Raw genomic sequence first — 13,739 nt, forward strand, 5'->3', positions numbered from 1 at the left:
AGGAGGGCGCCGGCTCTTGCCGATTTCCATTGGCGCGGGCTGTTTGCGCCGCTTGTCTCGCCCTCGTTCGTATCATGCCCGCTCACCGCGCCACGCTGCCACTTTTCGGCATCACGATTTTCCTCAGCGCGGCGCTGATGTTCCTGCTGCAGTTGATCTTCGCGCGAATGGTGCTGCCGCTGCTAGGCGGCAGTCCTGCGGTGTGGAATACGGCGATGGTCTTTTACCAAGCCGTGCTGCTGGCGGGCTATGGGTACGCGCACTGGCTGGGCTCGAAGTTCCGGGGGGCGACGCAATTCAAGATCCACTCGGTGGTGCTCCTGCTGGCCGCTCTCGCGCTCCCACTCGCCATCCCGCGGGGCTGGCAGCCGCCGACGGAAATCAATCCAGTCCCGTGGCTCTTGGGCATGCTGGCCTACGCGATCGGTGCGCCCTTCTTCGCGATCTCCACGACAAGCCCCTTGCTGCAACGCTGGTTTTCGATGACCGGCCATCGGGATGCCGCCGATCCCTATTTCCTGTATGCGGCGGGGAACGTGGGGAGCTTGCTCGGGTTGTTGGGCTATCCATTATTGATTGAGCCGCGAACAACCCTCCACTGGCAGGCACAGGCATGGAGCATTGGTTTCGGTGTGCTGGTGTTGCTCGCGATCGCTTGCGGATGGAGGACGCGAGGTGGTGAGGGTGATGAGAGGCGCGTTGTTGGAAGTGGAGAAGTGGTCGGGAAGGGCAGGCGCCTGAAGTGGGTCGCCCTTGCGATGATTCCTTCGAGCCTGATGCTCAGTGTGACCTCCTACATTTCCAGCGAGATCGCCGCGGTGCCGCTGTTGTGGGTGATTCCGCTGGCACTTTATCTCGGATCATTCGTCATCGTCTTTGCACGACGCGTGCTCATTCCGGTTCGATTCTGTCGCAGGGTCTTGCCTTTCCTCTTGGTCGCGTTGGTGATCGTTCTGGCGACCGGGGCCACGACGCCCATGGTGCAGTTGGCTGCCTTTCACCTGCTGGTTTTTTTCTGTGCAGCGATGACTTGCCACGGAGAGTTGGCGGAGGATCGCCCTTCTCCCGGAAAGCTCACGGAGTTTTATCTCTGGATGTCGGTCGGTGGTGTGCTGGGAGGTTGCTTCAATGCGCTGCTGGCGCCGATGTTGTTCAGAGGTCTCCACGAGTATCCGGTGATGCTGGTGGCGCTGGCGGCGGTGGCTCTCCCCCTTGGCAATGCCGGGCGCTCGATACCGGGTATGGCGCTTGGGCTTGTTCCTGGGTTGATTGCCCTTGCGGTGATCTTCCTGCTGCCCCGCGATTTGGAAGGTAACCAACTTCGCAATCTCGCGACCTTTGGAATACCGGCTTTCCTCTGCTACCTGATGTCGAAGCGGTCCTGCCGTTTTGCGCTGGCGATCGGTGGTGTCTTGCTGGCCTCGCGCTTTGCGCCGGAGCAGGGCATGAAGACCTTGTTCACGGAGCGGAGTTTCTTCGGCATCCACCGCGTGGCGAGCGATGGGAAGTTTCACTATCTCTTCCATGGCAAAACGGTGCATGGCATTCAGTCACTAGATCCCGTGTCGAAGAAGATTCCACTGAGCTACTACCATCCGGGCGGCCCGCTCGGGCAGATCTTTGCCACGCGGGGCTTCGATAGGGTTGCCGCTGTCGGTTTGGGCGCTGGTGCAGCCGCGATGTATGGGAAGCCGGGACAGGATTTCACTTTCTATGAGATCGATCCGGCGGTGAGGCGGATCGCTTCGGACACCCGCTTCTTCAGCTATCTCTCCGAGTCTCCGGCCAAGCTCGACTTCGTGACCGGCGATGCCCGGCTCAAGCTCGCGGAGGCTAGGGGAAACTATGATCTGATCATTCTGGATGCCTATGGCTCCGACTCCGTGCCGGTGCATCTTCTCACCCGTGAGGCTTTGGTGGTCTATCTTGGCAAGCTTGCGCCGGGCGGGATGATCGCCTTTCACATTTCCAATCTGCACATGGACCTCCGTCCGGTGATCGGGAACCTAGCGGCGGATCAGGGGCTGGCCGGTCTATTCCAAGAGGACGCGGATTTCCCCGATGATCCGTCCAATGCGGGCCGAGCGCCTTCGCGGTGGGCGTTGATTGCGAGGGATCGGGCAGACCTTGCAAGTCTGGAGAAGGTGGCGCTGTGGGAAGTCCTTGAGGCGGATCCGCGAACGGAGGTCTGGACGGATGGTTACTCCAGCATCCTGCCCTTGCTGGATTTCAGTTGGAAATAGGAGGGGAATTGCTGCGGATGGCTTGAAAGGCCCCGCTACTTGCGGTTTTCCGCGCTTTCGCACCGGGCGATGGGGTGTTAGAATGCGCGGTGTTTCCGATCCGACGGCTCCGATCCATCCTCTTCTGGCGGCGTTTGACCCGCCGCTGGGTGCATCACCGGCATACAGACAATGCCGCAGCCTTGGCCTTCTACGCTCTGATCTCGCTGCCGCCGCTGTTGCTGATCGGCGTGACGGTGGCGAGCATGGTGATCGGGGAGAAGTCGGCGCATGGTGAGCTGGAGAAGCAGTTTGCCGCGGTGCTGGGGCCGGAGTTGGCCGATACCATCGAGGGCATCTTGCAAAGCGCCCGGATTGCCCCGCGTTCAGACCCATGGGCGTTCATCGTGGCGATGACCACCTTGCTCTATGCCGGGTCGCATGTGCTGTCGAAGCTTCGCAAGACACTGAATGTCGTGAATGAAGCGGCACCGGCCGATCCCTCGCGGCCCTGGCTCCGGCGCGTTGCGGCGCGGGGGCTGTGCGCAGGGCTTATCCTGGTATTTGGTGCCTTGTTGGTCGCGGCCACCGTGTTGCAGGGGTTTGCGGCTTATATCGCGACGCGGATGGATGCTCCTTGGCTGGATGACTTCAATCTGGTCCAGGACCTCGGCTGGCTGTCGACGTATCTGTTCCTGACGATTGCCTTTGCTCTGATCCTGAAGGTCCTGCCAAGGCGTCGTCCTTTGTGGCGGTATGCCTTTGTCGGGGCCGCGTTCGCGGCGCTGACCACCGGGTCTTTGAAGGGAGTCCTGGACTTCTATTTCCGCCACAGCATGTGGGGTTCCTTCATCGGCAGCGGTTTGAATTTCCTGCTCTTCCTGTTCTGGCTCTTCGTGTCGATCCAAGGCTTCCTGGCAGGAGCCGAGATCTCCGCGTGGCTCGGCCGCCGCGCCGGGATACGGAAGAAGGCAGCGCTGAAGCAAGCGGAGGTTGCCAGCCTTGGAGGCGAGTGAAGCGGGCTATTCTGCGGCTCTCTCCTTTTCTTCCGGCTTTGCTGCTGCCGGAGCCTCCTTTGCCGCCAGCCAATAGATCCGCGCCGGGCTGGCTTGATTGAGCAGCACTGCCTCCTTCACCGGGTTTCCCCAGCGGCGGTCCCAGCGATGGGAGTAGCGGCCGTTTTCGTCCTTCATCTTATCGTGAAGGTGAACCAGGCAACGGCCTACGGTTTCTTTCCAATGAGGGTTCTTGTCGCGTGCATGGAGCTCCAGGAAGGACTCCAGCAAGAGGTGGGCGAAGCGCCCGCTATCGGAAATTGCACCAGTGGGGTGAATCCATTGCTTCTCGGCGGCGGTGGCCATGCGCTTGGCTTCTTCGAGATAGCTTGCCTCACCGGTGATGTCGTGAAGCAGGCAGTTCGCGCGGATCATCAGTGCGGAATTGTAGGTAAACTTCCGGCGGTCGATGCGGCCGTCCATTTTGACGTTGTCCCAGAAAAGCCCGTCCTGGTCCTGAAGGGTCTTGCGGGTCCACGTGTAGACGCGCTTCGCGGTTTCAAGATGTTTCTCGTCCTTCGTGAGTTGGTACATCCGCAGGGCGGAGACGATGGCCGGGGCATTGGTGCAAGTATTCTTGGAGGTCTTTTCGACTTCCCGCCAGTAAAGGCCACCGCCGAGCTTGTCGTCCTCGCCGCTCATCACGAAGCGGAAGGTTGCAAGGGAGCGGTCAAGATACTTGGTGTCCTTCGTCAGCTCGAAGACCTCGGCCAAGGCAAGAACCAGCCAGGCATTGTCATCATAGTAGCGGTCCGAAGCCTTGGGGCCCGGCTGCACGTCGAAGCCTTCGATCCCATCGTGCTTGAGCCAGTAAACTTGGATGGCGTCGGCATAATCCTTCATCGGGCCCATGTACTTCTCCGGCTCCAGCGAGGAGGCCGCAGCCATGGCGGTAAGCTGGACGCCCACGCCCCACATGAAGGCGGGATGATCGGGCTTCTTGGTCTCCACATTCGCCTTTTCCGCGTAAAGCTTGAGCTCCGGCATCCAGAGATCCTTGTGAAGCACTTCCATCGTTTCGGCGCCCCACTGGCGGAATGGAGGGTTCACCTTTGTCTCCGCAACGTCTTGCGCGAGGACGTTGCCCATCGAGAGCGCAAATATCGCGAAATAGTGTAAAATTTGACAGGAGGAAGGTGTTTCAAAACGCATGCGCAAGATTCGTAACAGAGGCGTGCGATCTTGCGAGAATTCCGGATTTCTTGGGAGGAATGAGAAGCCTCCCCAAGTGAGGGGCAACCGATGAATTGGAGAGACCTGCCGGTTCGAAAAATTCGCTGGTCTTCCGGGATGCCGAGTTTCGCCTGATAACCCTGTTAAAAACATGGAAAATAACAGGCGCAACTCTGCTGGAATGGCCGTAGCCTCCCGCTGTTTTCGACCCTGATTTTGATCCAGTGAGATGTCGTGCGTAAGCGTTCCCCATCGGCGCGTTTTACGCCGATGGCGGGGATCGTTCTACTGCCTGCTCCGGCGATAAAGCCGGGGACTTGGCTCGGCTTGAAAAGCAGCGCTACTTCTTTCGCAGGATCACCACGAAACCACCGCCCGGCTGCATGGTCAGGGCCAGCTTTTCCTCCGGTTTCATGCTGCCCTTGGTAATTTCCAGCTTCGTCTTGTCGCCGGCGACATCGGCAAAGCGAATCGTGTCGCATTCTCCTTGGGCAAGCAGGCCGGGATCGAGTTCATAGGTCTTCACCTCGTCGCTGCCGTTGATACCGCCGATCCACCACTGGGTGCCGAACCTCCGGGCGATCACGGCCAGTTCGCCGATCTTGCTGGCGGGCAGCACGCGGGTTTCATCCCAAGTCACCGGTTTGGTGCGGATAAAGCTGACGACTTCCTCCGGCTGCGCGAGATAAGCTTCCGCGCTATCCGCCCAATGATTGATCGGGGAGTTGTAGGCCACGGCCGTAGCCATCTGTGAGCCTGCGGTAGTCTTGCCCATCGGGCCGGGGCGGAAGACCGTCGGGGTAAAGTCACCGGGTCCGGTGACCAGTCGCGTGAATGGAAGGGCTGCCAAATGTGAGCGGGCGATGTTACCCCCTTGCTCCATTCCAAAGATCGCCTCGCGGGTCATCCAGTGTGGCCAGGTGCGCTCTTCGCCGGCGGGTTTGTTCGCGCCGTGAAAGTTGATCAGGATGTGGTGCTTCGCGCCGAGTTCCAGGCAGGACTTGAAAAAGGCGAGGCGCTCCTGGCTCTCGCTGTCCATGAAGTCGATCTTCACGCCCACAGCTCCGGCCTTCGCGACCTTTTCAAAAAACTCCTCGCGCTTGGATGGTTCCTTGAGTCGCTCCCAGTGCTCCCAGACCATGATCTTCACTTTCTTCTTCGCCGCGTAGGCACAGACCTCCTTCAGGCTGGCCCACTCGTCCTTACCATTGCGATGCCAGCCCATCTTCGGCTCGCGCCACGGGTCATCGATCACATAGTACTGGCAGTTCAGCTTCGCGGCATCGTCCACGTAGCCCATGATGCGGTCCCACTGAGCGGTGTCCCATTGGCCGAAGCCCCAGGTCCAGAAGGAGCGTCCGGGTTTGATCCAGTCTTCCTTCACTCCATTCGGGAAGAGCTTGGGATCGGGCGGAGGAGAGACATTGTAGACGATGCTCTGGTTCACCAAAGCCGTCAGGTCTTGGGCTGCGATGACGATGCGCCAGGGGGTGCTGATCTCACCGTCCATGGTCCAGCCCTTCGAATCGTCTTCGAAGATCCCGTTCAGCACCCGGCCGCGTGGTCCCAGGGTCATGCCGCTGTAGCCGAACATGTTCGCCTCCGTGATGGAGGCATAGCCGCCGTCCTTCAGCTCCACGGTCACCGGCATGGTGATTTGGCGGGCGGGGGAGTGGTCATCAGTGGAGAAGTGCAGGTAGTTCGCCTCGTAGTTCGCGGTATTATGATGACTCCAGTAGTTCGAACCCTCCGGCAGGATAAAGGAGGTCGCTTCGCCGCCTACCTTCCGTTTGCCCTTGCCGGGGATCAGGTAGCGCCACGCGATGCCGTCATCATAGGCGCGGAGTTCGAGAGTCCATGGCTGGTCGAGACCCTTTGAGCGAATCTGGACCTTCAAACCCTTGCCGTGATCACGCAGGGAAGCGGTGTTGCCGATCCAAGGATAGGTGGCATCCGTGGCGTAGCTCTCGGAGTCCCGGAGCTCAGCATTTTCTCCGAGATCCAAGCCATCCACGGTGACACCGAGAGGCGAGGGGGAGAGAAGCTCCTTGTCGCCCATGGAGGCGCTCAAGGAAAGCCGGCCGGAGTGATCGACGAAGAGGAGGGCTCCGATCTTGCCATCGGGACTTTGCAAGGTGGTGGTCTTTCCGGCATCGCGAGGCTTCAGCTCCGTGCCGCCGGTGTAGTGTGGCAGCTCCATGGCCCAGCGGGGCGACATTACCGGTGTCTTCCCGTTATAGATGAAGCGTGCCTCGGCCCAATCGGCGTGATCGTAGTTCTTTCCGTCTCCGCCATCGGTCACGCGGAGTTCGATGATCTTCTTTCCCGTCAGATCCACCGAGATCTGTTTCGCGGCCTCGCCTTTCCGGATGACACCGGTGTCGTGGATGACCTTGTCATCCACGAGGACCTGGAAGGCCACCGAGCCCGCGCCATCGGTCGAATCGTCCACTCCCACGGTGGCTTCGAACTTCAGTGCCGCAGCTCCTTCATTGAGAAAATATGCCTGGCTGGGCGCATGAGTGCCCACGCCGCGCTCGAAGCCCTTCCCGGAGATCGTCAGGGGCTTGTTCTCCATCGATCGGTTCTTCCGCGCGCTGCCGAAGCCGGTAACGATCTCGTTCACGTCGTAGTCGTCCAGCCATGCGCTTTCTTCCGCGCGGATCAAGGATGGCAGGGCGAGAAGGCATAGGAGCAGGTGATGGGTTCTCGGGGTCATGGAGATGGGCGTCGCGACAATTGTTCCTGATCAGTCGAAAAGACGCATCCCCCGATGGAGTGAAGCACCCCGGGCGGGTAGGTGGCCGATTCGACAATTCCTCCGCCTTTCCAATCGTCAACCGGTCGATCCCCGGCATGATCGGGAATCGATTTTTCCGCATTCATCCGATGAAAGCATTCCACCTTTTCGTTTTCGCCGCCGTTCTTCCGCTCGCTTCCTGCGATAAAATCAAGGAGGCAGCGGGAAATACCGCCGATGCCGCGCTGGAGCGGGCGAAGGAGCAGGTGAAGCAGGAGCTCAAGGCAACGATCGAGGACACAGAGCTGATGAAGTCCGGCAGGGAGTACGCAGAGAAAGCGAAGAGTGCCCTAGGCACGCTGAATCTCGACAAGCTGAGAGGGGAGGTGGAGCAGGTAAAGGTAGCCCTTGAGAACGGTGACTACGCTGCTGCGGAAAAGCTTAGCGGCTCCGTAGACAAGTTTCTCGATACCAAGCTGGTCGGCGACACCGTGGAACTCATGAAGATCCGCGCGGAGCAGGGAACGGAGGCTGCGCAGCGTAAGCTCACCGAGACGCTCGCGCTGCCGGACCTGGCTCCAGAGCAGAAGGCATATCTGGAGAAGCTGAAGGGCCGGATCGCGAACTTCAACGCGCAGGATCAGGAAGAAGCCACCCGCATGCTGATCCTCTCTGTCGTCGCCAGCGCCGAGTCAAAGATCGGTCACGGCGGCGAAGCCGTGATGTGGGTGATCGACAAGGTCTTCCCCGGGACTTCGGAGAAGCTGGTGGAGGAGATCAAGGTGGAAGCGGAGAAGTGAGATAAGCGATCTCACTCCTTCCAATACTCCGCGACCCATGGTGCGGGGAGCACGCGGTGGTGGATCTTCCCGGTGGAGATCCCGTCCACGGCGTCCGGCGGATCCGGCTTGCCGTGGAAAACCAAAAACTTTGCGCCTTCGGGCTTCTTTGGAGCCGAGATCAGATTCAGAGGGAACGCGGGGCGGCAGTTGTATTTGAAGCTGCGCACCCACTTCTCCGGCCACCAGTAGCGCTCCTTCATCGCATAGGTGAGGAAGGCCTGCTCGGTCTGGAAGATCGAGCGGTCTTGGGCCCGGTCCATCTCGCGGATAAAGGTATCGTAGATGTATTGGGACTTTCCGGCCTCGAAGCGGAAGATGGAAGAGTTCCCGATGTCCGGGCGCGGGCGGAGGATCTGCTTCCGGCGCTCGATCCAATTGTGGATGATGCAGTTCTTCCCCGGCTGGTAGTCGAAGAAGCAGTCGATCGAATCCAGGATCACCAGATCCAGATCGAGGAAAAGGGTGGGCCCTTCCAAGTTCGCGAAGCCATCGCGGGTCATCACCAGCTTCAGGAAAACATTCGGCCACTTCGCCTGAGTGATACCCGGATTCTCCGGGAAAGGATGCGTTTCGATTCCCTCGACGAAACCGGCGGGGTCATCGGTCAGGCAGACGAAACGGAAGGGCCGCGACAGGTTCCTGCCGATGGAGCGGTACAGGATATTGACGTAGCGGGCGGGGTATCGCTTCCCCCACTTCATGCAGATCACATTGACGGGCGCTCCAGACATCGGTGCCGGAAAGAATGGGCCGCCGGAGCGGTCCGGGCCAAGGGGAATCGGATCGGGTCGCAAACGGTAGGATCAGGCTTCCTCGCGGTGCGGCTCGGCGCGGCCCTTGTCGATGCAGGAGGTCAGCCAGTTGATGAGGTGGCTGACTTCCGGGCTCTCCCGGCGGAGACCGTCGAGCGCCTGCCAGTCGATATGCTGGCGGGAGTGCGGGGCGGCGATCCGGTTGATGTCCAAGCGGTCCATCAGTGCCTGGGTTTCCTTCGGGTGGGCATTGAGGATATTGGCCGGGCGCGGCAGGTCATCCAGCGCCTGAGCGGTCAGGCCGAAGGACATGACGCCGACGCCGAAGGTGGCGTTCAGGCGGCGGAGGCCGTCGGCCAGCGCTTCGTCCTCGATCGGGGCTGCGTAGAGCAATTCGCCACCCTGCGACCAGTTGGAAGCGGACAGGGCTTGGAAAAAATCCTCTCGGAAGCTATCGAGCGAGGGCTGGATCCGGAGGCGCGCGGCGTGAAGGCGGAAGGGGGCGAGGCCGAGGCGCTGCTTGAGCGCCAGCATGCCGGCGTCGAGGGCCAATTCTTCGTCGGGTGCATCACCTGTCTCCCAATCAACAAGAACCACTTCCGGGAATTTCCACAGATTTCCCAGAGGCGCGCCTTGGGAGAAAGCTTGGCGGAAAGTGAAGGGGAAACGACCGTTTACCTCGTAGTAGCGAGTCACCACCGCACGGAATTTCCGCAGGCGCTCCAGTGCGAGGTCGACGGCTTCGTGGTCGGAGCCGAACTCGTCCAGCCGTCCGTGGCTGAGGGCAAGCAGTTCCTGGGCACCGGTCAGAGCCGGCACCGGCGCGGTGCGGCGGTAGTAGCCTTGGCCCTTTTCCACCTTGGCGATCGGCGAAGCCGGATCGCAGGACATGATGGAGAAATGATAGCGCAGGGAGGCGTCCGAATAGGCACCATTCAACTGCAAGCGGGCGAGGCGGATCAGCTCGGTTCCCTTGATAGCCTCCGAGGGGTTGCTCGGCAGGAGGGGGGGGAGAATGTCCGTAAGCTGCGTGCGAAGGCTCATGTGGGTGATTTTGGATGCGATGGGGAGTCGCTGTGGGCCGAATTCCACTTCGGCGTCGCAGGTCGCATCAAGCACCTAATGGCAGGAATTTGAAAAATCCGGGTCATTGGGGGCGCTCTTTTTGCGAATCCTGTCCCGGGCTTGCGTGCAAGCTCAGTCCGGGCCATTTTGAGTCGCCGACATGAAACCCGTTTTTCCCGCCTTCCTGCTCGCTTCCGCCGCAATCATCGCTCCGCTCCATGCCCAAGCACCGGACGCGAACGCGATGATCCGGGGGATCCGGCTTTCCGCCACGCTCCAACAGATGGACCTGAATGGGGTGATTCAGAAGGAAGGGCAGGCCGATGTGCCGGTGAGCCTTTTCGTACGGAATAACAACATGCAGTTCCACCTGAGCGACACCGACCGCTTCCACATCCGGATGGGAGATGAGAGCGCGAAGCTGATGACGGTGGTCGATGACAAGGGGACGACCAAGGACTTCCCGGCCAGCAAGCTGACCCAGCGGATCGCGGGGACGGACGTGACCTATGAGGACCTGACCCTGCGCTTCCTCTACTGGCCGAACGCCCAGCTAGAGGGTGAGGAAAAGATCCGCGGGGAGGATTGCTACCGTGTCCGCATCAACAACCCGGGAAAGGAAGGCGCCTTCGGCGTGGTGTATGTCTGGGTCCACAAGAAATACGGGGCCTTCTGGCAGATCCGCGCGCATGACTTCAAGGGAAAGGCGTTGAAGGAATTCCAAGTGAACGATGTGATGAAGCTGCCGGATGGGAAGGGCTACACGATCAAGGAAATGCTGGTGAACAGCCTGAGCCCGGATCTGCGGGTGACCTCGAAGACCTATCTGCGCTTTAACAAGCCGCAGGGCGGACCGAAGGAGTTTAAAAGGCGGTGAGGAGCGGCCGCACAGGGACTGTGCGGACCACCTTCCAGTTCCGTCTTGACCGTCCGGAGCTCCGTGGCCTTGCTCCGCGCTCTGTCCGCTAGATGAAGCCTTCCTGTTTCCATTCCTGCATCCCTTTTGCCTGTGTGGCGGGGAAGGAACCCATTTGAAGACATCAGCCGGGGAATCGCCTGTTTGCCGGGCGACGGTTCCCGCTTGCTCGTGATTTGAGGCCCGCTCCCCATGGAGATGTAGGACATGTGCGTGGCGTGTCCGGAGCCGACGATGTTTTTCAATGACGACGATTTTGCAGGAAGCACATGTTCAGAGATCTATTTCAGAAGAAGCGCGGCACTTGGAAGGGTGACGCATTGGCGGGACTGACGACCGCGCTGGCCCTGGTGCCGGGATCGATTGCCTTCGCCTTTGTGGCAGGCGTGCCGCCGATCTCGGGTTTGTATGCGGGATTCATGATCTGCTTGATCACCGCAGCCTTTGGTGGCCGGCCCGGGATGATTTCGTCCGCAGCGGGATCGCTGGCGGTGGTGATGGTGGCTCTGGTGGCGGAAGGGAACCGGCGCGGTGGCGATGGAGCGGGTTTCGAATACCTGCTGCTCACCGTGATGATGATGGGGCTGATCCAGATCCTGATCGGCGTGCTGAAGCTCGGGCGCTTCATCCGGCTGGTTCCGCATCCGGTGATCATGGGCTTTGTGAATGGTCTGGCGATCGTGGTGTTCCTTTCGCAGCTCAAGATGTTCCGTGAGCGCAAGGGGGCCGTGGTCGGAGATTGGTTGCAGGGGCAAGCGCTGTGGACGATGCTGGGCCTTTGTTCGGCTACGATCGCGATTGTTTATTTGTTCCCCCGTCTGACCAAGAAGGTGCCTTCGTCCTTGGTCGCGATCATCGGAGTGAGTATCGCGGCGGCCTTCGGGATTTCCACGATGACGGTGGGGGATCTTTCCAGCGTGCAGGGTGCGCTGCCATCGCTCCACCTGCCACAGGTTCCGCTCAATTGGGAGACCTTCCGTTTCACCGCACCTTATGCGGTGATTCTTTCGCTGGTGGGCTTGGTCGAGACCTTGATGACCTTGCAACTGATCGATGAGGTCACCGACACGCGGGGCAAGGGGAACCGCGAGGCGATCGCGCTGGGTGCCGCGAATCTGGTGACCGGAGCATTCAAAGGGATGGGTGGCTGTGCGCTGGTGGGGGAAAGCCTGATCAACATCGGCTCGGGAGGACGTGGCAGGATGTCGGGCGTCTTCGCAGCGACCGCTCTGCTGAGCTTTATCCTGGTGGGTGCTCCCTTGATTGATCGCATCCCGATTGCCGCGCTTACGGGGGTAATGTTCGTGGTCGTGATCGCCACCTTCGAGTGGACGAGCTTCAAGACGATCGGGAAGGTGCCGCTGAGCGATGTCTTCGTGATCGTGGCAGTCACGGCAATCACGGTGTGGAAGGATCTCGCGATCGCGGTGATGAGCGGAGTGGTCCTGTCCGCGCTGGTCTTTGCGTGGAAGAGCGCGAAGCACGTGCGGCTCACGATAGCTGCGGATTCAGAGAAGGAGAGGGTCTACCGGCTGGAGGGGCTGCTCTACTTCGGGTCGGTGCGTAACTTCGCCGATCAATTCCGCCCCATGGCGGATCCGGATCTGGTGATTGTCGATTTCCAGCAGTCGAAGGTCTGCGATCTTTCCGGATTGGAAGCGATCAAGGCGCTGGCCGAGCGATACCGGAAGATCGGGAAAACGCTTCAATTGCGGCACCTCTCGCCGGACTGCCGGCGGATGCTGGATCGTGCCGGATCATTGATGGAAGTGGAGATTGCCGAGGATGATCCGGATTACTCGGTGGCGAGGATTCCGTAGCCGTAAGGCTTACCGCTTTGGAAAGAGGTAGGCGAAGCTCGATTCCTCCGTCGTGTTGTTAGGGTCGGAGTTCACGATTCTCACGTTGCAGCTCATGCCGGAAGAAAGGAAGACATCGGCGGGAAGCTGGTCCAGCTGGATGCGGACTGGGATGCGCTGCGCGAGCCTGACCCAGTTGAAGACAGGATCAACGTTGGCCAGGCCCTTCCCGGTGATTGCTTCATCAGAGATGCCGCGGGCGATGCTTTCCACGTGGCCGGTCAGCGGGCGCGAGCCTCCCATCAGCTCAATCTGCGCGCTGTCGCCGGAGTGGATCGCGGCGAGCTTGGTCTCCTCGAAGTAGCCGGCGATCCAGAAGGAATCGCGGTCGATGATGGCGAGTTGTTCTTGTCCGGCGGTGGCGTAGTCGCCTTGGCGGAGGTGGAGGTTGGTCACGTAGCCATTCACGGGTGAGACCACGGTACTGCGCTCCAGATTGAGCTTCGCCAAGTCACGGGTCGCGCTTGCTGCATCGACGGCGGCTTGGGCCACGGCCACGGCACTAATCGCGTTGTTGTGTTCCTCGGCGGAAATCGCCTTCACGTTTGCGAGGGTCTTCCGGCGCTCGGCCTGTTCCTTTTTTAAGGAAAGATCGGCTTCCCGGGTGGCCAACGTGGCTTCCGCTTCGCGCAGGGCGAGCGAGAGGCTTTCGGTATCGATGGTGAAGAGCACGTCGCCGCGGTTCACGAGTTGGTTGTCCTTGGCATGGAGCTGGACGATTTTTCCCGAGACTTCCGGGACGATGCGGACGATCTCCGCATTCACCCTGCCGTCGCGTGTCCAAGGTTCGGTGCGGTAGTGCGTCCAGCACGAGCGCGCTGCGTGGACCCCGGCGAGAGTGACGGCGAGGGTCAGCACGCATCTCAGAAGTCCCAGGATGATTTGTCGAAGGAGCGGGGATTTCATGGTCGTATGCGGGTCAGGGGTTCCAGAGGAAGGTCAGGCCTGCCAGCAGGATGAGGAAGATAGAGAGGTGGAAGAGCGCGGGAAAATAGACCCAGCGCTGGATCCGCAAGACAGCGAAGATCTGGTGAAGCGGGATCCACAAGGCCAGGCAGAGGAGGAAACGCGGCACGATCGACGAGAAGTAGATGCCGAAGATTTCAGATTCCATG

11 protein-coding genes are annotated in these 13,739 nt (G+C 60.4%); 5 read left to right on the forward strand and 6 right to left on the reverse strand.

Features of this window, described 5'->3' with window-relative positions:
* Nucleotides 1-74 precede the first annotated feature (74 nt).
* Both HHL09_RS23425 and HHL09_RS23430 read left to right on the forward strand, forming a co-directional pair.
* Entirely contained in the window at nucleotides 75-2,243 is a 2,169-nt protein-coding gene (locus HHL09_RS23425) for a fused MFS/spermidine synthase (RefSeq protein WP_169457094.1), read from the forward strand.
* Nucleotides 2,244-2,332: 89 nt separating this feature from the next.
* A complete protein-coding gene (locus HHL09_RS23430) occupies nucleotides 2,333-3,238 on the forward strand; it encodes a YihY/virulence factor BrkB family protein (RefSeq protein WP_169457095.1) in 906 nt (301 codons plus the stop codon).
* Between the two features lie 6 nt (nucleotides 3,239-3,244).
* On the opposite strand, the gene HHL09_RS23435 is transcribed toward HHL09_RS23430, so the two are convergent.
* Together HHL09_RS23435 and HHL09_RS23440 are read right to left on the reverse strand one after the other, a co-directional pair.
* Nucleotides 3,245-4,366: a glycoside hydrolase family 76 protein gene (locus HHL09_RS23435; RefSeq protein ID WP_169457096.1), complete on the reverse strand. Its 1,122-nt coding sequence runs from the start codon at nucleotides 4,364-4,366 to the stop codon at nucleotides 3,245-3,247.
* A 424-nt stretch (nucleotides 4,367-4,790) separates the two neighbouring features.
* Nucleotides 4,791-7,169: a glycoside hydrolase family 97 N-terminal domain-containing protein gene (locus HHL09_RS23440; RefSeq protein WP_169457097.1), complete on the reverse strand. Its 2,379-nt coding sequence runs from the start codon at nucleotides 7,167-7,169 to the stop codon at nucleotides 4,791-4,793.
* A 170-nt stretch (nucleotides 7,170-7,339) separates the two neighbouring features.
* Between HHL09_RS23440 and HHL09_RS23445 the strand changes: the two genes are divergently transcribed.
* Nucleotides 7,340-7,990 (forward strand): hypothetical protein, encoded by a 651-nt coding sequence (locus HHL09_RS23445; protein ID WP_169457098.1) that lies wholly within the window; start codon nucleotides 7,340-7,342, stop codon nucleotides 7,988-7,990.
* A gap of 11 nt (nucleotides 7,991-8,001) precedes the next feature.
* On the opposite strand, the gene HHL09_RS23450 is transcribed toward HHL09_RS23445, so the two are convergent.
* Both HHL09_RS23450 and HHL09_RS23455 read right to left on the reverse strand, forming a co-directional pair.
* Nucleotides 8,002-8,763 (reverse strand): hypothetical protein, encoded by a 762-nt coding sequence (locus tag HHL09_RS23450; protein WP_169457099.1) that lies wholly within the window; start codon nucleotides 8,761-8,763, stop codon nucleotides 8,002-8,004.
* A gap of 72 nt (nucleotides 8,764-8,835) precedes the next feature.
* Nucleotides 8,836-9,828: a hypothetical protein gene (locus HHL09_RS23455; protein WP_169457100.1), complete on the reverse strand. Its 993-nt coding sequence runs from the start codon at nucleotides 9,826-9,828 to the stop codon at nucleotides 8,836-8,838.
* Between the two features lie 181 nt (nucleotides 9,829-10,009).
* Here HHL09_RS23455 and HHL09_RS23460 point away from each other — a divergent pair, with 181 nt between their 5' ends.
* Together HHL09_RS23460 and HHL09_RS23465 are read left to right on the forward strand one after the other, a co-directional pair.
* Entirely contained in the window at nucleotides 10,010-10,726 is a 717-nt protein-coding gene (locus HHL09_RS23460; protein ID WP_169457101.1) for an outer membrane lipoprotein-sorting protein, read from the forward strand.
* A 308-nt stretch (nucleotides 10,727-11,034) separates the two neighbouring features.
* Nucleotides 11,035-12,585, forward strand: coding sequence for a SulP family inorganic anion transporter (locus HHL09_RS23465; RefSeq protein ID WP_169457102.1), 1,551 nt, complete (start codon nucleotides 11,035-11,037; stop codon nucleotides 12,583-12,585).
* 9 nt (nucleotides 12,586-12,594) lie between these two features.
* Here HHL09_RS23465 and HHL09_RS23470 read toward each other — a convergent pair whose 3' ends face one another.
* Together HHL09_RS23470 and HHL09_RS23475 are read right to left on the reverse strand one after the other, a co-directional pair.
* A complete protein-coding gene (locus HHL09_RS23470; RefSeq protein ID WP_169457103.1) occupies nucleotides 12,595-13,530 on the reverse strand; it encodes an efflux RND transporter periplasmic adaptor subunit in 936 nt (311 codons plus the stop codon).
* Between the two features lie 13 nt (nucleotides 13,531-13,543).
* Nucleotides 13,544-13,738: a DUF1656 domain-containing protein gene (locus tag HHL09_RS23475; RefSeq protein WP_169457104.1), complete on the reverse strand. Its 195-nt coding sequence runs from the start codon at nucleotides 13,736-13,738 to the stop codon at nucleotides 13,544-13,546.
* Nucleotide 13,739 lies beyond the last annotated feature (1 nt).

This window comes from Luteolibacter luteus, from assembly GCF_012913485.1.
Lineage (GTDB): Bacteria > Verrucomicrobiota > Verrucomicrobiia > Verrucomicrobiales > Akkermansiaceae > Haloferula > Haloferula lutea.